Consider the following 19,834-nt stretch of genomic DNA (forward strand, 5'->3'; position numbering starts at 1 on the left):
GCCTTCGGCCGGGAGGTGCCCCCACCCGCCCCTGGGTGCCTGTCCCGATGCGCCCGTGTCAGGAGTCGGTCGGGAGTTCCTGTTCGGTCCAGATGGTCTTGCCGGCGGCGGTGTAGCGGCTGCCCCAGCGGTCGGTGAGCTGGGCGACCAGGTAGAGGCCGCGGCCGCCCTCGTCGGTGAGGCGGGCGCGCCGCATCCGCGGCTGGGTGCTGCTGCCGTCGGAGACCTCGCAGGTGAGGGTGTCGGCGCGGATCAGCCGGACGCCGACCGGGCCGCCGGCATAGCGGATGGCGTTGGTGACCAGTTCGCTGAGGACGAGTTCGGTGGTGAAGGCCAGTTCGTCGAGGCCCCAGGCGGCGAGCTGGTCCGTGGCGTCGGCCCGGACGCGGGCGACGGCGGCCGGGTCGGGTTCCACGGACCAGGCGGCGGTGTCGGCGGCGGGCACGGCGCGGGTGCGGGCGAGCAGCAGGGTGACGTCGTCGCGGAGCCGGGTGGGCGGCAGTCCGGCGACGACCTGCAGGGCGGCCTCGCGCAGGGGGCGGTCCTCGCGGGCGATCGCGGAGAGCCGGCGGCCGATCTCGGCCATGCCCTCGTCGATGTCGCCCTCGCCGCGTTCGATCAGCCCGTCGGTGTAGAGGGCGAGGACGCTGCCCGGGTCGAGGACGGTCTCGGTGGCCTCGAAGGGCAGGCCGCCGACGCCGAGCGGCGGGCCGGGGGTGACCGGCAGGAAGTGTGCGGTGCCGTCGGGGGCGGCGACGGCGGGCGGCGGGTGGCCGGCGCTGGCGACGGTGCAGCCGCGGGTGACCGGGTCGTAGACGGCGTACAGGCAGGTCGCGCCGACGGAACCGGGTTCGGGCCGCTGCCGGCGGCCGGCGCGGGCGGTGTCCGCGGGGGCTTCCCGGTCCGCGTGGTCGGTGTCCTCGGCGTCGGCGGCGAAGTCGCCCTCGAAGAGCAGCTGGGAGACCAGGTCGTCGAGGTGGACGAGCAGTTCGTCCGGCTCCAGGTCGAGGTCGGCGAGGGTGCGGACGGCGGTGCGCAGCCGGCCCATGGTGGCGGTGGCCTGCAGGCCGTGGCCTGCGACGTCGCCGACGACCAGGGCGACCCGGGCGGAGGAGAGCGGGATGACGTCGAACCAGTCGCCGCCGACGCCGCCGGCGCTGTCGGTGGGCAGGTAGACGCTGGCGGTGGAGACGGCGGCGACGGTGCGGACGGCGGGCGGCAGCAGGCTGCGCTGGAGGCCGACGGCGGCGCGGTGCTCGCGGGTGTAGCGGCGGGCGTTGTCGACGGCGAGGGCGGCCCGGGCGGCGATCTCGGCGAGCAGCAGCCGGTCGCCCTCCTCGTAGCGGTCCTTCCAGCGGTTGCGGCGGCTGGTGACCTGGCCGAGCAGGATGCCGCGGGCCACCAGCGGCGCGGTGATCTCCCAGTCGTGGGCGGCCTCGGCGGTGGTGTCGCGGTCGGGGGTGCCGTCGGCGCGGACGAGGACGGTGTCGCCGGTGGCGGGCGCGGCCTCGCCGGCCACGGCGGTGCGGCGCAGCAGCAGGCGGCCGGTGGGGTCGGGGGCGGGTTCGTCGCCGGTGAAGACGGCGGCGGCGATGTCGACCACGGCGACGTCGGCGAGGTCGGAGACGAGGGCCTTGGCGAGGCCCTCGGCGGTGCCGGTGACCGAGAGGGAGCCACCGGCGGCGGCGGTGACCCGGTGCAGCAGGGCGAGGCGCTGCCGGGAGCGGTGCTGTTCGGTGATGTCGGTGAACAGCACGGTGAGGCCGATGACGACGCCATCGGCGTCCTGCAGGCGGAAGGCGGAGATGGCCATCATCCGGCCGCTGCGGGGGTCGACGACGGTGCGGGCGAGGCCTTCGGCGAGGACCAGCGGGCGGCCGGTCTCCAGGACCTCGCGCAGGTGGGCCTCCAGGGCGACGGCGTCCTGGGACTGGAGGAAGTCGGCGAGCCTGAGGCCGGTGAGGGTGGGCGGGACGCCGCTGTACGGCAGCAGGTGGGTGTTGGTGCGGACGATCTGCAGGTCGGTGTCGAAGACGGCGAGGCCGAAGCGGTCCTGGAGGAAGAGTTCGCGGGTGAAGGCCTGGTCCTGGCGCCACCGGGCGACGGTGGAGGACTTGGCACCGAGGACGACCTGCCGGGTGGCCGCCGGGTCGGCGGGGTTGCCGCCGTGCAGGGTGAGGACGCGGACGTCGAGGTTGAGCGGGCGGCCGTCGCCGGTACGGACGGTGACCTTGCCGTCCCAGCCGGCGGCGGAGTCGTCGGGGCTGCGCCAGCTGTCCGGGTCGGCGAGGAGGTCGCGCAGCGGGCGGCCGACGAGGGCCCGGGCGGGCAGGGCGAGCAGATCCTCGACCGCGCTGGTGCAGCCGACGATCGTGCCGCTGCCGTCGACGAGCGCCCCGGCGACGCCGTCGAGGAACGGGAAGCGGCGGTCCTCCATCTCGTTCACCTCGCCCGGTGGTCTCCTCTCCCCCTCATACTCCACCGGCCCCGGGGTGTCGGCGCCCCGGGACACGCAGCGTGACCGAGCGCGCCGCCTTCGGCTTCTGTAAGCATGGGGGTTGACGCGAATGGTTCAACGGGCCTAACTTCACGTTCTGAAAAAGGGTCCAGACCAATTCGCCGGGACCCCTGCACCGTCCGCCGCACCCGGGAGGAGCTGGTGACATCCCACCAGATGGTTGCTGTGGAGGGTTGTTGACGGATCGCAAGGAGATCCGTCCGCTCCATCACAGCGCACTGCCCGACGGCCGTTCCGCCCTGTCGACCGGGCCGTTCAGTGCTGCGCAATGTTCACTTCGTGAATGCAAAGGTCCCTGATCCTCACCCCACCACGCCCGGGTGACACCCCGGGCAGGAGGAGAACACCTTGCTCCGCAACCTTGTCCGCACCGTCGCGACGGCGGCCGCGCTGCCCGCGACGGCCGCCGCACTGCTGGTGGCCGGCGGCACGCCCGCCGCCGCTGCCGCCAACCCGGGGCCGGGCTTCCCGGCCCACTTCGCAGCGCCGTACCTGGAGACCTGGAAGTCGCCCTCGGTGATGACCGAGGTGCGCAACGCGACCGGTCTCAAGTACTTCACCCTGGCGTTCGTGATCAGCAACGGCAGCTGCAACGCCACCTTCAACGGCAGCACCGACATCGCCGATGCCTCCTGGCAGGCCGCGATCAACAGCCTGCGCTCGGCCGGCGGCGACGTGATCGCCTCCTTCGGCGGCGCCGCAGGCACCGAACTCGGCCAGGCCTGCACCAGCGTCTCCGCACTCCAGGCCCAGTACAAGCGGGTGATCGACACCCTCGACCTGACCCGGATCGACCTCGACATCGAGGGCTCGGCACTCAACGACACCGCCGCCAACGACCGCCGCAACCAGGCGCTGGCCGGCCTCCAGCAGCAGTACGCGGCGGCCGGCAAGCGGCTCGCCGTGAACTACACCCTGCCGGTGAGCCCGTCCGGCCTGGAGTCCAACTCGATCAGCCTGCTGAACAACGCCAAGAGCCGCGGCCTGGACGTCAACATGGTCAACATCATGACCATGGACTACGGCCCGGCCATGGACATGGGGCAGGCCGCGATCAACGCCGCCAACGGCCTGCACACCCAGCTCGGGCAGATATGGACCGGCAAGACCTCCGAGCAGCTCTGGGCGATGGAGGGCAACACCCCGATGATCGGGGTCAACGACACCACCGCCGAGGTCTTCACCACCGGCAACGCCACCACCCTGGAGTCCTTCGCCGCCTCCCGCGGCATCCAGCAGCTCGCCTTCTGGGCGATCGGCCGCGACAAGGCCTGCGCCGTCAACGGCACGCTCTCCGACTCCTGCAGCGGTACCCCGCAGTCGCCGTACCAGTTCACCAAGACCTTCAACGCGCTCACCGGCACCACCACCCCGCCGCCCACCGGCCGCACCGGCCGGATCACCGGCTACGGCGGCAAGTGCGTGGACGTCGCCGCGGCGAACAGCGCCAACGGCACCGCGATCCAGCTGTACGACTGCAACGGCACCGCCGCGCAGACCTGGACGGTCGGCACCGACGGCACGGTCCGCGCCCTCGGCAAGTGCATGGACGTCACCGCCGCCGGAACCGCCAACGGCACCCAGGTGCAGCTGTACGACTGCAACGGCACCGGCGCCCAGCAGTGGCAGGCCCGCGCCGACAGGACCCTGGTGAACCCCTCCTCCGGCCGCTGCCTGGACGCCACAGGACCGAGCTCCGCCAACGGCACCCGGCTGCAGATCTGGGACTGCTTCGCCGGCGCCAACCAGCAGTGGACCCTGCCGGCCTGACGCCCGGCCCCGACACGAGAGGAGCACAACCGTGCCATCGACACCCGGGCACCGGCGTGCCCACGCCCGCCGGCGGGCCCTCCCGCTGGTCACCGCCGTCGGCCTGATCGCCTCGGCCTCCACCGCCGTCCTGCTCGTCCAGGGCCCCGCCGCCCGGGCGGCCGGCCTGCCGACCGGCTTCACCACCGTCGTCGCCAAGCACAGCGGCAAGTGCGTGGACGCGGCGGCCGCCGCCACCGCCAACGGCACCGCCGTGCAGCAGTACGGCTGCAACGGCACCAACGCCCAGCAGTGGCAGTTCCAGGACACCGGCAGCGGCTACGTCCGGATCAACGCCCGGAACGACACCACCAAGGTGCTCGACGTCACCGACGTCTCCACCGCCGACGGCGGGAAGATCCAGCTGTGGGCGTACGGCGGCGGCCTCAACCAGCAGTGGCAGCCGGTCGCCGAGGCCGGCGGCACGTACCACTTCGTCAACCGCAACAGCGGCAAGTGCCTGGACGTGCCGAGCGCCTCCACCGCCGACGCCGTCCAGTTCCAGCAGTGGACCTGCAACGGCACCGCCGCACAGTCCTTCTCCTTCGGCAGCGGCAGCCAGAACCCGCCCGGCACCCCGGACTTCGGGCCCAACGTGGCGGTCTTCGACCCGTCGATGCCGGCCTCGACGATCCAGGCGAAGCTCAACTCGGTCTTCTCCCAGCAGGAGTCCAACCAGTTCGGCAGCCAGCGGCAGGCCCTGCTCTTCAAGCCCGGCAGCTACAGCGTCGACGCCAACGTCGGCTTCTACACCCAGGTCGCCGGGCTCGGCCTCTCCCCCGACGACGTGACCATCAACGGCGCCGTGCACGCCGAGGCCGACTGGTTCCAGGGCAACGCCACCCAGAACTTCTGGCGCTCCGCCGAGAACCTCTCGGTCAACCCGACCGGCGGCACCGACCGCTGGGCCGTCTCGCAGGCCGCGCCCTACCGGCGGATGCACGTCCGCGGCAACCTCCAGCTGGACGACGGCGGCTGGTCCAGCGGCGGCCTCATCGCCGACTCGAAGATCGACGGGCAGGTCCGCTCCGGCTCCCAGCAGCAGTGGCTCTCCCGCAACGCCCAGTGGGGCAGCTGGACGGGCTCCAACTGGAACATGGTCTTCGTCGGCGACGTCAACGCCCCGGCCAACTCCTTCCCCGACCCGCCCTACACCACCGTCGGCCAGACCCCGGTGGTCCGCGAGAAGCCGTTCCTGTACGTGGACACGTCCGGCGCCTACAAGGTGTTCGTCCCGGCGCTGCGCAGCAACAGCAGCGGCACCAGCTGGGCCGGCGGGGCGCAGCAGGGCAGCTCGCTGCCGATCGACCAGTTCCACATCGTCAAGCCCGGCGCCACCGCCGCCGACATCAACGGCGCACTCGGTCAGGGCAAGAACCTGCTGTTCACGCCCGGTGTGTACCACCTCGACCGTTCGATCGACCTGACCCGTCCCGACACCGTGGTGCTCGGCCTCGGCCTCGCCACGCTGGTACCGGACAACGGCGTCACCGCGATGACCGTCGCCGACGTCGACGGCGTCAAGGTGGCCGGGCTGCTGATCGACGCGGGCACCACCGACTCCGCGGTGCTGATGCGGGTCGGCCCGGCCGGCTCCGCCGCCGACCACTCGGCGAACCCGACCTCGCTGCACGACGTGTTCTTCCGGGTCGGCGGCGCCGGCGTCGGCAGGGCCACCCAGTCCCTCGTGGTCAACAGCAACAGCGTGATCGGCGACCACATGTGGATCTGGCGCGCCGACCACGGCAGCGGAGTCGGCTGGACGAGCAACACCGCCGCCAACGGCCTCACCGTCAACGGCAACGACGTCACCATGTACGGCCTGTTCGTCGAGCACTACCAGCAGACCCAGGTGGTGTGGAACGGCAACGGCGGCCGGACGTACTTCTTCCAGAACGGCGTTCGGTAAGGCGTTCGCTGAGGTAGCGCCCACAATTGAGCCCGACCGGCCCGGGAATCCCCGGCGGACCCCCGGTCAGGGGCTCGGAATCTGAGTCTCCGACAGGTGCACACGGGGCTCTACAGGACGAATGTTCCCTTGCCCCGGACCGTCTGGACCAGGCCGCGTTCCCGCAGCTCCCGCATGGCCCGCGCCACGGTCATCCGAGCGATGCCGTAGGTCTCTGTCATCTCCAGTTCGCCAGGCACCCGGTCTCCCGGGCTGAGCTCCCCGCTGGCGATCCGCCGGGCGACGTCGTCCGCCACGGCCATGTACACGAGTGCAGGCCCTCGCCGATCAAGCCCTCGAATCTCCTCTTCGCTCATGACTGCAACCCTGACACCTCCTGACCTGCGAAGACACACATAGCTCACTACACTTGTCTATAGCGCGCTACACTCCACAGCATGCCAGAACTCGCCCGCACCCCCGTCCGCATGTGCGTCGGCTGCAAGGCCACCACCACCTCGCCCATCCTGGTCCGCCACATTGAGCAGCAGAGCGGCCCCGGCTGCTCCATCTACGCCTGCCCCGCCTGCGCACCCGACTACATGTCCCCCAACGAAGCGTTCTCCGCCCTGTTCGACCACACCCTCGGCTGCGAGCAGTGCTCCCTCCCGTCCCCCGCCGAGCCCTGTCCCACAGGCCACACTCTCGTCCGGGTCCACACCGCCGCTCTCCGCCGGATCGCGTAAAGGCCCCGTAGCCCAGAGAAAACCGCCCCACTCAAGGAAACCCCCGAACTCACCTCCCGCTCTCGGCAGAGCTCAGAAAGAATCGGTTCTCGGCCTATCTCCGCAGCCCGCTCTCCGCCCCGGAGCGGGCTGCGCCCCTATCCGCGCCCGATTCGCCCCAATTCCGGGAGGGACGGTGCTACTACCACCGCCACCTCCACATCTGAATTCCGCTGCGCACAGTAGCCTTATCGGAACGACGGAACGAGAGGAGGCACCATGCCAGCAAACAACCGCAAGCCGCCCGCCGCGATGCTGGAAGAGGCGCGCAAGTGCTACGAACTCCAGGTGGCGGGATTCTCCACCTACCAGATCGCCGAGAAGATGGGATTCTCCCAGAAGACCGTGCGGACCCGGATCGAGCTGCACATCACCAAGCGAGTGCACCCCAAGGTCGACGAGATGCGCACGCGCCAGGTCGCCCGGCTGGAGGTCTACATCCGCTCGCTCTGGAGCAAGGTGACGGCCGGTGACGAGAAGGCCATCAACGCCGTCATCCGCACCGAGGAGCGCATCGCTCGCCTTCTCGGCCTGGACATGCCGCAGCAGATTGCGGTGTTGACGCACACTCCCGAGAGCGACGCTCTGGATGTCCAGAAGATGCTGCGGGCCCGCAAGGAGCAGGAATAGCCGCCCACGGGAGAGGTAGGCTTCTCCCATTCGCCCGCTGCTTAGCGGGTACTGGCAGAGCACCACAGCACGAGGATTCCCCGGAGATGGATTTCGAACGGGAGCCCGACAGCTGAGCCGGAGCCACGTAGGCAACACGGAATCCCGCTGAATAGCGACTCTGGAGAGCCTGGCAGAACAACAGAATACGCACAGGAAAGCCGTGTGGCCCACCAGTGCAGAAGCAAGTGCCACATTCCACACTGGATAGTGCGGGAAGGCAGGGACGCCCCGAGTGGGGGACTTGGACAACGACGATTCAAGACCCAACACATGTGCACTCGGGAAGGAAACCCACAATGGACAAGACCCAGAAGGCCATTGCCGCCCTCAAGAAGGCAGGCATGGCCGAGCCCCAGGCCGCGAAGTACGTCCGAGCCCTCGACCTGGACCAGCCGCTCAAGGCGCAGATTGTCGAGCTGGCCGAGGACATGCCCGACCTGTTCGGCCTGGACACCGACACCGAGGACGACGAGCCCATGTCCGCCCGGGAGGCGCAGCTGTCCCGGCTGCGCGGACGCCACGTTCTGGCCCCGGAGCGCGGCTCCGAGGGCTCCTCTGCCCAGCGCAACGCCGCCGCTGTCACCCCGCGCCGCACCCCGCGCCGCAGCACCGCCCCCGCCACGGCCCAGGCCGCCGCCGCCCGTCTCCTGCGAGGTGTCGGCAAGGCGGCCGACCGCGCTGCCCCTCTGGACTGACCAACTCCTCACCAAAGCCAGCAAACCAAACTCCAGGAAGAGGCAAAGCTATGGCTCTCATCGACATCGACACCGAGGACCTTGAGGTCCTGGTCGAGGCCACGCTCAACAACCGCAGCAAGCCCGGGATGGAGCTGCTGAACGTGCTCCGTGTCGCCAACGGCAAGCCCGCCCACCCGGCCAACTACAGCCGTGGCGACCTCAACAACATCGAGCCCGCTGTCTGGTCCGCCGCGCTGGACGAGCTCCGCGCCGCCTGCACCGCCGAGTAACACCACAGACCACGAGCCATCTCGTTGCCGGAACCGTTGCGCCCGGCGCAAGGTTGGATGCCGGAGATGCCCCGGCTACATCCCTCCTGCGAGAGAAGCTCCACATAGCAAGAGCCCCCGGTGGAGAGGAAGCCGACGCCTTCCCTTCCTGGCCCGCCGGGGGCTCTTGCGCGCCTGGAGGAGGGTTACGGTTCTACTACAACCGTAACCGACGCCCGGCAGGCTTGACGAGGGGGACGCCCATACTACGGGCGTCCCCGACGCGCTCGGTCGCCGAGAGATCTCCCGGGAGCCTTCCCCCGGGCCCGGCGGACCCGTTATCTGGCGGCAGCGCTCAGACGGAGGGCCGTGACGGAGCCGCTCTGTCCGAGACTCTGGCCCGCCCCGGACAGGAAGGCGTCTACGGCGCTCATCTTGTCGCTGTAGTCGGTGCGGAACAGGTGGATGTAGACCTTCTCCGTGACCGAGATGGAGCTGTGCCCGAGCCACTTGGAGATGTCGTAGACGGTGATGCCAGGTGCAGCAGCCATGATCGAGGCGTAGGTGTGGCGGAGGTCGTGCCAGCGGAGTCCGGTCGGCAGGCCGGCAACACCACTCCGCACCAGCGGACGGAAGTACCTGCCGCACCAGTTGTTCATGTCGAGCACCCTGTCCCAGTCTGTCGCTGCGCCGTTGCGGCCCGCGCTCCGCAGCCCCGGCCACAGCCGCGCGTCGGGGTCGTGGCGGTTGGGGTGGGCAGCGAGCCAGGCCTCCAGCTCTGCCCTGAGAGCTCCAGGGAGCGGCACGTCTCGGACGCTCTTCTTGGACTTGGGGCTTGTGTACAGCCACTCGCCCTTGCCCCGGCGGACCGTGCGCCGCACCTGGACCTCTCCGCGGAGCAGGTTCACGTCCCCCACACGGAGCGCTGCCAGCTCTCCAGCACGGAGCCCAGTGAACGCGGCCATGCGCACCAGCAGCCCGAACCACTCCTGCTTCTCGGACAGCGCCTCAGCGAGCGCCGCGACCTGGAGGGGAGTGAGGAAGTGGCGGTCGTCCACAACTTCTGAGCGGTCCTTGGGGAGTGCAACGCCAGAGCACGGGTTCACCACCAACCACTCATGACGGATGGCGTACTTGGCGGCCTTGTTGAGCACGTTGTAGATGACCCGGACGGTGCCCGGGGACAGCTTCTCCGCCAGCTTCGCTACCCACTTCTCGACGTCCCGGGCACGCAGCGAGCCGATCCGCCGCTGTCCGAGAGCCGGGGCGATGTGGTTGCGGAGGATGGCGCGCTGGCCGTCGATGGTGCGGGCCTTCAACTCCACCTCTCCGGCCTTGATGCACGCCTCTACAACCTGAGCCACGGTCCGCTTCTCGACGCGCCACAGGGTCGAGCGGCCCGCGTCGAGCTCGTCCTCGATGCGGAGCTTCTCGCGCTCAGCCTCCTTGAGCGTTGCGCACGTCATCTGGACGTCCCGGCCGCCGTCTGTCCAGCGCACCTCCCACGCCGAGCCGTTCTTGCGCTGGACCTCGCGGATACCCGCCATGTGTTGCTCCTGGAATGTGGTGCAGGCCCGCTACGCCTTCGGTAGAGGCGTAGCGGGCTCAGCGGGTTGTCAGAAGAAGAGGCCGAAGATGGAGCGGACGATGGTGCTCACCAGGCGCCAGACGCCGTCGGCTCCGAGCAGCAGGCCGAACCCCGCCGTCGACAGGCCCAGCAGCGAGAACCAGAGGCCGTCCTCGCTCAGGAGCCGGGCCCGGAGCCGGACGAGACGGTACGAGCGGGGCGCGCGGTGGTGGGTGGCGGTACGCTTCATGGTGTTGGTTCCCTTCGGGGTTCAGGGTCGGGCTGGAGGTCGCAACTCCAGCCCGGCCGTTTCTGTTGGGTCAGGCCTGAGCGGGCTTCGGAGCCGCCGCGCGCCGCGTACGGGCAGCACGCCGGGCGGGCTGGGCCGGGGCCTCGGGGGCCGCCGCGCTCTCGGCAGGGGTGGGCTGCTGGGCCGCCTTGCGGGTGCGGGGCGCGGCAGCCGGGGCCGGTGCGGGGGTCTCCGCCGGCAGAACCGGTGCGGTCTCGGGCTCGTCGGCCTTGTCCAGCTCAGCCTGGAGGGCGGCCAGCTGCTTCTGGAGACGAGCCTTCTTCTCAGCAGCGGCAGCCTTGCGCTTGCGCTCCGCCTCCGCCTTGCGGGCCGCCAGGGACTGCTGGTTCTCCTCGCTGGCCTGGAAGTCGTGCCGCATCGACACCGCGAGCTGAAGGGTCTTCAGGTCCACCTTGACGCCGGTCTGCACGTACAGCCACTCGGCGAACGCCTTGTGGAGCTCGGTGGGGGCAGCGGCGGCGCGGTCGGCGAGGGTCTTCTTGCTGGTCATGGTGTCCTCCTGAGGGACTCGACTCGGTGTTGATCTTGCTGGAGTCAAGTTAACCTCGATATTGTTGAAAAGTAAACGACTTCTCGAGAAGCCGCCCATTTCCGCAGGTAGGGCGAGGTCAGGGCGAACAGGCGGGGCTGAGTGTCAGTCGTCGTCCGGCTCGGTGATGACTTGGACGGAGGCCAGGTAGCGCTCGGCGGCCCGAGCTCGGCGGACGTTCTCGTGGTGCGTCACGATCTCCAGATGCTCCGGCCGCACGCACAGCGTTGACCTGCAGCCACGAGCGAAGACGTGATCGATGTCCATCCCCTCGGGGATCGGCTCGCCGGTCAGGTGCTCGTAGGACACGCGGTGTGCGTACACCATGCGACCATTGAGACGGAACTGGCCATAGGCATCGCGCGTCGAGGCGTTCCAGAGCGTGCAGCCGTTCGCGTTCAACGGGTCCACCTTCAGCCAGAAGCGGGCCATGTCCTCATCCGTGATGGGGCCCAGAGGGAGAGCGCGCGACGGAGCCGAGGCAGCGAGCCCAGCCTCAAGGAGGCGCCTGCGGGCGCTGATGGCCACGGGCCGCGACACGCACCACTCCTCCGACATCTCCTTCGGGCCCGGCACCTCGTTCGGAGCCAGCTCACCTCGCTCGATGAGCTCTCGGTAGTGGTCCACAAGATCATTCACCAGCGACATCAGTGCATCCCCTCTTCGGTGTCGGGCGTGGCGGTCTGGCTGCCGGCTGCATCGGTGTAGGTGGTGGCCGGGCCCGTCACGGTCCGGCGACGGCGGGGCTCGGGGGTGGGGGTGACGGTTGTAGTAGAACCGTCACCCTTCTTGGGCTTGACGATTCGACTGCGGCGCTGAGGCGTTGGGGCCTGCTCCTCGCCCTGGGCACGGTTCACGCGGGCCCGGCGGGTGCGCTTCTGCGGGTTCATGCTGCGTTCTCCATGTCGTTCACGAGCCAGCAGGGCGCACCGCTCTTGTCCCTGGCCCGGCTGACCAGGCCGCGATCCGCCAACTTCCCCATGATCTTGGCCATCACGGCGTTGGATACGCCGAACTCTCCGGCCAGGACCGCAGTCCCAGGGAGCTCGCTCTTGACCTTGATCCGGCGTCGGATCACGTTCTCCACCTTCTGCGCCCGCTCCTCCGGCGTCCCCTCGCGAGAGATCTCTTCGGTCTCGACTTCCTTGTTCAGCCAGGGCTGCTCGATGGCGATGTGCGCGCCCTCCTCGTTGACGACCCACGGCCAGCCCGGACGCCTCAGCCGGGCACGGAACTCGGACGGGATGCGCGCGATGAACATGGGGTTGAGATAGTCAGCACCCCTGCCCACGCTCTCCAGAACCTCGGAGAGCAGGTACCACGCCTGCCCCCTGGACATGAATTCCTGAAGCTCAGACATTGGTGTCCTCCGCATCGGCGTTCTCCGCGAACAGCGAGCGCGGCACCAGCAGCAGAGCCGGGCGGCCCGCGCCGGAGGGGCGCAGCGTCGTCATGTAGGGGACGCCCCGGCGGTCGGCCAGCTCCAGGGCCTGAGCGGAGGCGACGATCACGTACGCCACGAACTCGCCCATGGCGGGGAATTCGTCCGAGACGAGTCGGGCGTAGGCCGCAGACACTCCAGCCGCCGGGTACTGGACCATGGTCACGCGTCCGGTGTTCTTGCTGCGCACCATCTGGAGGATCAGCGCGCCGCCCGTGTTGGCGCACTGCCGCATGCCCAACTGCACCTCTCGCTTCTTCATCAGCGGCAGCAGCGCGTTGCGGACCCAGACGGGCTGCTTGCAGTACTCATTGCGGTTCGGCCTGGAGGTCATGTTCTTCCTCTCGTACATATGTTCGAATCTGAGGACGGGCCGGAGCCCAGAGAAGCCCTCTCGCGGGCTCCGGCCGGTCGGGTTGGGCGCGGGGCCCAGGGGTCAGCGGTTCTGCCCGCTACGGCTCAGCGAGAGCCCGCTACGGGGTGACGCCCGGACTATGGGCGTCAGAGGCGGAAGTCTGGGCGGAGTCCGGAGGCGAACCGGTCCCCGTTGCCGGGGCTGAAGCCGCATGCTCCCCATCGCGCGGGCTGGACGCCCATCTCCTCGGCGATTTCGCCAACGCGACGCTCGGCCTCCAGGAGGGTGCAGATCCCGTCGAATCGCTCCATGCCATGGGCGACATGCACGGACTTGGGCGGCGTCCAGCTGGAGTCGAAGTTGATGGCCACCTGCATGCCGTATGTGTCGACCACCATCGGGAGGTTGGTGATGTCGCCGCGCTCGTCCTCGAAGTAGCACCATCCGACGACCGGCTGAAGCTCGTACAGCAGCGGCTCGCCGCTGTCCCAGCAAGCGATGTCGTGCTTTTTCGCCGCCTCCTCGTCGGGAGTGCTCAGGTACAACGCCACGAAAGCGCCGAACGGGGCGGGCACGATGTTGAAGGGCATATCCATCAGTTGCTCTCCTTGGTGTTGTCGTAGCGGTAGATGCAGGCGGTGCGCTGGGTGGCGGCGTCGAAGAGCAGGGTGCCCTTGTCGAGATTGGGGAGTTCGGCGAGGCGGCACTCCAACTCGATGACGTCCGGGAGCACCAGGAAGATGTCCGTGTCGGTGTTCTGGAGCCAGGCCATGGCCTCGACCACAGAGTCGAAGTCCTCGAAGTCGCGGACCAACATCGCGTCGGCCATCCCGGGGAGCCGGGTGCAGGTGGCGGCCGTGACGGAATTGCTGCGGAGCGACAACTTCACCGCCTCGGCGACGCAGATGTCCATCTCTCGCGAGCCCCACACGGGCCGCTCGCGGCGCGGCTTGTTCGGCTTCTGTCGTCCCATCAGCTCTGCTCCTTGGTGCCCGGGATGCGCAGCGTGTATCCGAGGATCACGCCGATCTGCTTGCCGTCGACGCGCTTCCGCTGCTGATTGATCTTCTGGTTGCCCAGGGCGGCAGCAACAGCCCTGGTGCATTCCATCTGCGTCTTGAATCCATCGCGGATGCTGTTGACCTGCGTCCACGTCAGATAGGCTGCCCACAGCGCGGTCGGGATGATGTAGTCGTCCTTCTTGCCGGGGATTACGCACTCGTCTATGAATTCGCCCTGTCCAGATGCACCCTTGATGAACTTCGAGGTGCACTCAGCGATCTCTTCGGGCTGATCTCTCACCAGTCCGTTGTTGCAGTAGTCATCCCAGCCCTTCACGAGCCAGGCCAGCGTTGCCTGCTTGGAGCGAGTCGCAGAGACAAGCCGCGTGCGGATCGACGGGTCCTCGTCCTTGCGGTCGATCGAGACGTTGCAGGGGATAGCACAGATGCGCCGCGCTGTCGGCTCATCCAGTCCCGTGATCTTCGGAGCGAAGTTCGTGGCCATCCACGGTGCATACATCGGCTCCATGGTGATCATGTTCTGCGCACTCTGGCGCATATCGCGAAGCTGCTGCGGCTCTGCGCCGGTGATGTTCTTGATCCGGTCGGCCGGCAGACTCCAGTCCTCGCCAGCCTCAGAGGAGCTGATGAACCTCAGGTGCATGAGCGAGATCAGGTCCGGGCGCGGCCGATCCATGGTGTTGCCCCGGAACAGCGACTGCTGATAGGTACCTGCGTACCTCCCGAGGGCCGCCGCGATGGCCCCCATCAGGGTCGTCTTGCCGCCGGTGGTGTTGCCGAGCAGCGAGAAGAACCACCGCTCGAAGTTCGCGCCGAAGATTGTGTAGCCCAGCGCCTTTGCCAGGTACTCCTGAATGTGCTTCGGCCAGAACTTGTCGAGCATCCCGCTCAGGTCAGGACAGAACGCGTCGGGGATGTAGTCCACATCGGTGCCGAGAGTCGTCCAGTCGTCCGGGCGCAGCGCCTTCCGGAAGGTGTGGCCGGTCTCGTTCAGCTCGATGACGCCGTTCTTGCACACCAGGATGTTCGGATTCCTGTCGAATCGCTCATGGAATCGCTCGACGATATCCATCTTGGGATTCTCCGAGACCACCTCCATGATGTTCTTCTGACCGGGGTTGCTCAGGCACATGTGCCCCGACTTGATCAGCTGCGCCCCGCGCGCCTTCTGCTTCTCGTCGTCCTCAGCAGCATCCGCGCACAGAGCCAGACCGGCAGCGAGCTGCTCTTCGCCCATCTTCTGGATGATCTGGCGAACGATGCTGCGATCCTGGCTCCATCCCTTGTTCGCGGCGAACGAGTAGTACTCGCCCTGATCGCGGACATAGACAACCAGACCTTCGAGTCGCTCGATGACTATCTCGGCGTTGTGCGTGTGCGAGTCCGTCTTGGGCAGCCGGGAGCTGCCGAGAACGGTCTTCTTCTGCCGGTTCAGGAGCCGGTCTACGTCCTTCTGCGGGATCTCCAGGACCTTGAGGATGTCCGCGAAGTCGCAATTGGCGAAGCAGTACATCTTGATGGCCTTGTTGTCGCCCTCGTCGCACGAGAACGAGGGGTGCTCGTCGTCGTGGGCGGGGCACGAGGTCGGCTGGCCGGGCTTGAGGTCCTTGGGCTCCTCGTTGTGCATCGAGAGCGCTCGCAGAACCCTGTGCAGATACGGATTGCTCTGGCGCTTCTCGATGTCTTCCGGAGTCAGCACCGGCCACTCTTCGGGCATGTAGCCGAACTCCAGGGCGTCCGTCGAGTCCTTGCCTTCGGGAACGCCGCGCACCTCGTAGGGGATGCCAGCCTTCTTGAGGGCCGCAACCTTCTTGGCGAGCATCCCATATCCGGCCTCGTCCTCATCCGGGACGACGATCACCAGCGGAATCTGCGGCCCGAAGTACGCGACCGAGGAGTCCTTGAAGTTCGACGCGCCGCCGTGGTTCGTGGTGGCGAGGTATCCGGCAGCCCGGAGGCTCTCGGCGTCCTTGGGGCCCTCCACCCAGTAGACCGGCTCAGTGGCCGTGAGGAGTTGGTCGGCGTGGTAGAGCAGGTCCGCGTACTTCTTGGGCAGACCCGGCTGCCAGGTGCCGCCCATGAAGGTCTGGACGAAGAATCCCTTGTTCTCGGTCTTGACCTCTCGGAATACAGGCTTGCCCTCCGGGGTCTTGTACACGTAGCGCGCTTCGTGCTTCGGGCGGCCGGGCTTTGTCGCGTTCGCGCGGATTGAACCGTCATACGCTAGAGTAGAGACTGGCAACGAGATTCCTTTCTCTCAGGCCCCGATCGCCACAATCGGGGCTTTTGTCATTTCAGGACTGCGGCGGTCGGCGGGGGCGTCTCGACATTGACGTCGAGCTCCTCGCGGGCGTACTCGTAGAGCAGGTCTCGCAGCAGAGCTCGGACGCTGATGCCCTCCTCTGCTGCGCGCTCCTTGAACGCCTGCGCGACCTCCTCATGAACCGATGTGCCGAGACCAGGCATGTGGTGAATGCCATTGCTCGGTCGACCGTGAGAAGCCATGCCTGAGCCCTTTCCGTGAGCGGTTGGTTGCCTAGGTCAACTATACCTTGAATTCTAAAACGGCGCTGCGCATAAGAATTGCGATATCGAGAAATGCAGAATTCTCAAAAACTCGACAGAAGGAGCGAGCGCTCCGAGTGTCCCAAGTGTCGTCCGAGTGTCTGAGGACACTCGCCCATCGCCGCAGGTAGAAGCGGATTTTTGAGGGTTCCGAGTGTCCGAGTGTCCTGTTTCAGCTTCGCAACTAGGGGGAGAGATTAATTTCCGGACGGAGACTCATATATTCGTCGTCCGTAATAGGCCCTAGTTGCACGGAGGACACTCGGACACTCGGAGGCGGGCGAAAACCCACATCTACCAGGGCTTTTGAGCCGAGTGTCGTCCGAGTGTCTGAGAGCTCGGAACGCCCCCTACCTGCGCAGATACCGAGTGTCGTCCGAGTGTCCTGCTGCGCCCAGCCTCGACAAGGAGGCCGAGTGGGGGTGTATGCGCAGGTAGGGCTGAGGGTGTGAGGAGCAGAGCTCGACTCGATTGTTGGTACTCGGGTGTGCACAGGCATGGAAGAACCCCTCAGGAGTGGCAGGCGGACCGACCAGACCATGAGGTCCGGCGGTGTTGCGAGTGCCCTCCTGAGGGGCTCAGTGGTACTGGACATTGTGCCACAGCCCGGCCGACCCCGGCGGTTCCCCGGCCCGCCCTCAGCCAGAGACCCCCTGGCGGGCTGAGGGCTCTTGGCGAACCCCGGCGAACCCCGCTGTCGAGAGTTGAGCGTTACGAGGGCGTTCGCGCAGGCCACAGAGGCGCAGCGGCTGAGCGGGGATAACCGCATTGCGTTCTTCCAGAACGAGATGCCGTACGACCCGCCGAACCAGTCCGCCTGGACGAACGGCTCCACCCGCGGCTACGCGGCCTACAAGGTGGGCGACTCGGTCACCAGCCACGAGGCGTGGGGGCTCGGCAGCTACTGCTACTTCAACGTCAACCCGTCCGTGGTGGCCGAGCACGCCTTCGAGGCGCCGAACCGCTCCGGGGTGCGCTTCCACGACATGGTCACCGTGTCGCTGGGCGGCACGGGCACCATCAACCACGTGATCAACTCGACCGGAGGACCGTCCAACTCCTCGTCCAATGTGGCCAACCTGGTCGCCTACCCGTAACCACGACGAACGTGCTCCCGGCCGGGTCCGCACCCGGTCGGGAGCACTGTGTGTTTCCTCCGTGCCGTGCCCGTACGGCTCGCGTACGGCTCAGAAGGTGGCGTTCCAGCTGTGCGCCACGTCGATCACCAGCCGGTTGTCCAACTGGAAGACCCGGAAGGGCAGTCGGGCCCGAACACCGAGGCCGACCTGGCTCTGGCCCTCGAAGCTGCCGCCGAACTTGGCGTCCCTGAAGGTGTTGTAGCCGGCGAGGTTCACACCGGGCAGCGGCTGGCCGGCCTTCGCCGGGTAGACCGGGTTGCCGGTCGCCGGGTCGTAGGACGGCGCCACGACGACGATCTCGATGATCGCGCCGCCACCGATCGGAATGGTCTTCCCGGAGCCGTCCTGGATCAGCGAGGAGACGTACTGCACGTGGTAGCCGACCCGGGCGGACGCCGAGGTACCGGGGATGTCGAGCACCATCCGGTCCCAGCACAGGTGCTGGCCGGTACGGATGTTGGTCAGCGGATGCTGGCCGGTCGTGGCGGTGGCGGCCTTCGGCAGGCTGCCCCAACCGGTCGGGCAGGTGGTCACCGTCGCCGGTGCTGTTGCGGATGCCGCGGTCGGTACCACCACGGCACCGGTGCCGGCGAGAACGAGTGCCATCGGGATCGTGATCCACCGTCGCATGATGCGCCTCCTCGGGCCGCGCCTGGATCCCTCATCCGGGAAGACGTGAGCGGCGGCCGTGCAGTTGCAGCACCGGTGTCCCCGTTCCCGGGAGGGGCGGCCCGACCGGCAGAATGGGCACATGTCGAAGCGCCGCCGCCACCCCCGCATCTCCCCCGCCGACCCCTGCCCCTGCGGCTCCGGCGGCCCCTACGGCGGCTGCTGCGGGCGGCTGCACCGGGGCGAGGCCGCGGCGGCCACCGCCGAGCAGCTGATGCGCTCGCGGTACAGCGCCTTCGCCGTCCGCGACGAGGCCTACCTGCTGCGCACCTGGCACCCCGACGCACGGCCGCCCCGGGTCGGATTCGACCCGGGGCTGCAGTGGACGGGTCTGGAGATCCTGGAGACGGCGGACGGCGGGCCCTTCCACACCGAGGGCACGGTGCGCTTCCGGGCGCACTTCACCGACAGCGGCGAGCCCGGCGCCATGGAGGAGCACAGCACCTTCGTCCGGCTGGACGGCGCCTGGGTGTACGAGGCGGCCCTGCCGGAGGCCTAGGCCATGATGATCCCGGTCTCGGTGTGGGGCGAGGGGACCTTTCTGACGAGCAGTGGATGGTGCTGGAGCCGTTTCTGCCGCCGGCAGCGCGAGGGGACGTGGCCGCTGCTGCTGACCGGGCTCGCTCACGTCCCCGACGGTCGCGGCTGCTCCGGCGGAACCGAACTCTCGGCCATGGCCATCCACTGGTCCAGGTCGGCCTGGGTGAACTCCGTCCACGGTGGGATTTCGGGGAGCCGGCGGAGGAGGTCGTAGGCCTCGGGGATCTGGGGGCCGCGGAGGACCGGGCAGTGGCAGCCGGCGACGACCTCGGCGTTCAGGCGCTGGAAGTCGCTGACGACCGTCCCGAACTTCTGAGTGTCCAGCAGGGCCGCCCAGGGGGAAACCAGGCGTCCGCCGAACAACTGGCCGTCGCGGAATTCGGCCGGCGACATCGCTGCTGTTTCGGGCATGGGGGTCGACACGTTCGTGGCGAAGGTGTCGACGGCCCACAGGACGTCGGTCTTCGGGTCGAAGAGGGCGCGGGTCGTGGGGTTGTCGTACAGGGGCGGTCGCTTGGCGACCAGGGTGCGGTCGCCCACGTCGATCGTGTCGCCGTCGGTCATGAAGCGGCACCGGTTGACGGGAGTCTCCCACTCCTCGGCCATGCGGCCGATGGAGAACCATGTCGTCAGCAGGGTCGCATTAGGGCATTCCGCGAGGACCGCCAGGAGGTTGCCGGCGTGGTCGCGGTCGTCGTGGGTGAGGAAGATCCACCGTACGTCCAGGGGATCCACGACGGACCAGGCTGCCTCCAGCCACTGGGCGCGCACCGCGGGCGCCCCGGTGTCCACAAGGACCGGTTCGGCTCCCCGGATCACCATCGAGTTCATCGGGAAGTGGCCGACCGGCGGGGCCTCAAGGGCCCAGGGGATGACGAACGTCTCCTCGGCGATCTTGTACGGCTGCAGAAGGTTGAACGTGTCCATGGTTGTCATCGCTGCTCCCCTGACGGCGGAGTCGCCGCGGCGTCCATGAATCCAGTGCAGCCCCGTGCCGGGATGACGTCAAACGCGGCACTCGTGACGGTCGGCTCCGGTGAGCGACGAGGGGTGCACGGTCGGCGTCGCCGGCAGGTCTC

22 protein-coding genes and 1 pseudogene are annotated in these 19,834 nt (G+C 68.3%); 8 read left to right on the forward strand and 15 right to left on the reverse strand.

All coding sequences use genetic code 11. The features are described 5' to 3' along the window. Positions 1–58 precede the first annotated feature (58 nt). A complete protein-coding gene (locus AB0M03_RS07925; protein ID WP_363489770.1) occupies positions 59–2,437 on the reverse strand; it encodes a SpoIIE family protein phosphatase in 2,379 nt (792 codons plus the stop codon). A 429-nt stretch (positions 2,438–2,866) separates the two neighbouring features. Here AB0M03_RS07925 and AB0M03_RS07930 point away from each other — a divergent pair, with 429 nt between their 5' ends. Beyond that, positions 2,867–4,288, forward strand: coding sequence for a ricin-type beta-trefoil lectin domain protein (locus AB0M03_RS07930; RefSeq protein ID WP_363489640.1), 1,422 nt, complete (start codon positions 2,867–2,869; stop codon positions 4,286–4,288). 106 nt (positions 4,289–4,394) lie between these two features. Then, positions 4,395–6,236 (forward strand): RICIN domain-containing protein, encoded by a 1,842-nt coding sequence (locus AB0M03_RS07935; RefSeq protein WP_363489772.1) that lies wholly within the window; start codon positions 4,395–4,397, stop codon positions 6,234–6,236. 110 nt (positions 6,237–6,346) lie between these two features. Here AB0M03_RS07935 and AB0M03_RS07940 read toward each other — a convergent pair whose 3' ends face one another. Then, a complete protein-coding gene (locus AB0M03_RS07940) occupies positions 6,347–6,592 on the reverse strand; it encodes a GntR family transcriptional regulator (protein WP_363489642.1) in 246 nt (81 codons plus the stop codon). 81 nt (positions 6,593–6,673) lie between these two features. Between AB0M03_RS07940 and AB0M03_RS07945 the strand changes: the two genes are divergently transcribed. The 4 genes from AB0M03_RS07945 to AB0M03_RS07960 all read left to right on the forward strand — a co-directional run bounded on the left by AB0M03_RS07945 (position 6,674) and on the right by AB0M03_RS07960 (position 8,639). Then, positions 6,674–6,961, forward strand: a complete 288-nt coding sequence (locus tag AB0M03_RS07945; protein ID WP_363489644.1) for a hypothetical protein — start codon at positions 6,674–6,676, stop codon at positions 6,959–6,961. Between the two features lie 258 nt (positions 6,962–7,219). Further along, positions 7,220–7,630 (forward strand): sigma factor-like helix-turn-helix DNA-binding protein, encoded by a 411-nt coding sequence (locus AB0M03_RS07950; RefSeq protein WP_363489646.1) that lies wholly within the window; start codon positions 7,220–7,222, stop codon positions 7,628–7,630. Positions 7,631–7,968: 338 nt separating this feature from the next. Then, positions 7,969–8,367, forward strand: a complete 399-nt coding sequence (locus AB0M03_RS07955) for a hypothetical protein (RefSeq protein ID WP_363489648.1) — start codon at positions 7,969–7,971, stop codon at positions 8,365–8,367. A gap of 50 nt (positions 8,368–8,417) precedes the next feature. Beyond that, positions 8,418–8,639: a hypothetical protein gene (locus tag AB0M03_RS07960; protein ID WP_363489650.1), complete on the forward strand. Its 222-nt coding sequence runs from the start codon at positions 8,418–8,420 to the stop codon at positions 8,637–8,639. Positions 8,640–8,956: 317 nt separating this feature from the next. Here the strand turns inward: AB0M03_RS07960 and AB0M03_RS07965 are convergent, their stop codons facing one another. The 11 genes from AB0M03_RS07965 to AB0M03_RS08015 form a co-directional block, all read right to left on the reverse strand. After that, the gene (locus tag AB0M03_RS07965) at positions 8,957–10,165 is read right to left on the reverse strand and encodes a tyrosine-type recombinase/integrase (protein ID WP_363489652.1); all 1,209 of its coding nucleotides are present in this window, start codon (positions 10,163–10,165) and stop codon (positions 8,957–8,959) included. Positions 10,166–10,234: 69 nt separating this feature from the next. Beyond that, positions 10,235–10,435: a hypothetical protein gene (locus AB0M03_RS07970; RefSeq protein ID WP_363489654.1), complete on the reverse strand. Its 201-nt coding sequence runs from the start codon at positions 10,433–10,435 to the stop codon at positions 10,235–10,237. 70 nt (positions 10,436–10,505) lie between these two features. Beyond that, a complete protein-coding gene (locus tag AB0M03_RS07975; protein WP_363489656.1) occupies positions 10,506–10,985 on the reverse strand; it encodes a hypothetical protein in 480 nt (159 codons plus the stop codon). Between the two features lie 144 nt (positions 10,986–11,129). After that, positions 11,130–11,672: an HNH endonuclease gene (locus AB0M03_RS07980; protein WP_363489658.1), complete on the reverse strand. Its 543-nt coding sequence runs from the start codon at positions 11,670–11,672 to the stop codon at positions 11,130–11,132. Further along, a complete protein-coding gene (locus AB0M03_RS07985) occupies positions 11,672–11,914 on the reverse strand; it encodes a hypothetical protein (RefSeq protein WP_363489660.1) in 243 nt (80 codons plus the stop codon). Before AB0M03_RS07985 ends, AB0M03_RS07980 begins: the two co-directional genes overlap by 1 nt. Continuing rightward, complete coding sequence (locus AB0M03_RS07990) at positions 11,911–12,384, reverse strand: hypothetical protein (RefSeq protein WP_363489662.1); 474 nt, start codon at positions 12,382–12,384, stop codon at positions 11,911–11,913. The genes AB0M03_RS07985 and AB0M03_RS07990 overlap by 4 nt, the downstream gene beginning before the upstream one ends. Then, positions 12,377–12,799 (reverse strand): hypothetical protein, encoded by a 423-nt coding sequence (locus AB0M03_RS07995; protein ID WP_363489664.1) that lies wholly within the window; start codon positions 12,797–12,799, stop codon positions 12,377–12,379. The genes AB0M03_RS07990 and AB0M03_RS07995 overlap by 8 nt, the downstream gene beginning before the upstream one ends. A 167-nt stretch (positions 12,800–12,966) precedes the next feature. Further along, positions 12,967–13,416 carry a hypothetical protein gene (locus tag AB0M03_RS08000; protein ID WP_363489666.1) on the reverse strand — a complete coding sequence of 150 codons (450 nt, stop codon included), beginning with the start codon at positions 13,414–13,416 and terminating at the stop codon, positions 12,967–12,969. Further along, the gene (locus AB0M03_RS08005) at positions 13,416–13,793 is read right to left on the reverse strand and encodes a hypothetical protein (RefSeq protein ID WP_363489668.1); all 378 of its coding nucleotides are present in this window, start codon (positions 13,791–13,793) and stop codon (positions 13,416–13,418) included. Before AB0M03_RS08005 ends, AB0M03_RS08000 begins: the two co-directional genes overlap by 1 nt. Then, the gene (locus tag AB0M03_RS08010) at positions 13,793–16,000 is read right to left on the reverse strand and encodes a phage/plasmid primase, P4 family (protein ID WP_363489670.1); all 2,208 of its coding nucleotides are present in this window, start codon (positions 15,998–16,000) and stop codon (positions 13,793–13,795) included. The genes AB0M03_RS08005 and AB0M03_RS08010 overlap by 1 nt, the downstream gene beginning before the upstream one ends. Positions 16,001–16,131: 131 nt before the next feature. Then, a complete protein-coding gene (locus AB0M03_RS08015) occupies positions 16,132–16,347 on the reverse strand; it encodes a hypothetical protein (RefSeq protein WP_363489672.1) in 216 nt (71 codons plus the stop codon). A gap of 833 nt (positions 16,348–17,180) precedes the next feature. Between AB0M03_RS08015 and AB0M03_RS08020 the strand changes: the two are divergent. Further along, positions 17,181–17,504: pseudogene (locus AB0M03_RS08020) on the forward strand (coagulation factor 5/8 type domain-containing protein); the annotation flags it as partial. Between the two features lie 90 nt (positions 17,505–17,594). On the opposite strand, the gene AB0M03_RS08025 reads toward AB0M03_RS08020, so the two are convergent. Further along, positions 17,595–18,176 (reverse strand): hypothetical protein, encoded by a 582-nt coding sequence (locus tag AB0M03_RS08025; RefSeq protein ID WP_363489674.1) that lies wholly within the window; start codon positions 18,174–18,176, stop codon positions 17,595–17,597. 121 nt (positions 18,177–18,297) lie between these two features. Here AB0M03_RS08025 and AB0M03_RS08030 point away from each other — a divergent pair, with 121 nt between their 5' ends. After that, complete coding sequence (locus tag AB0M03_RS08030) at positions 18,298–18,714, forward strand: YchJ family protein (protein WP_363489676.1); 417 nt, start codon at positions 18,298–18,300, stop codon at positions 18,712–18,714. A 125-nt stretch (positions 18,715–18,839) separates the two neighbouring features. Here AB0M03_RS08030 and AB0M03_RS08035 read toward each other — a convergent pair whose 3' ends face one another. Continuing rightward, positions 18,840–19,691, reverse strand: coding sequence for an MBL fold metallo-hydrolase (locus AB0M03_RS08035; RefSeq protein WP_363489678.1), 852 nt, complete (start codon positions 19,689–19,691; stop codon positions 18,840–18,842). Positions 19,692–19,834 lie beyond the last annotated feature (143 nt).

This window comes from Kitasatospora sp. NPDC051914 (genome assembly GCF_040680995.1).
Classification (GTDB): Bacteria; Actinomycetota; Actinomycetes; order Streptomycetales; family Streptomycetaceae; genus Kitasatospora.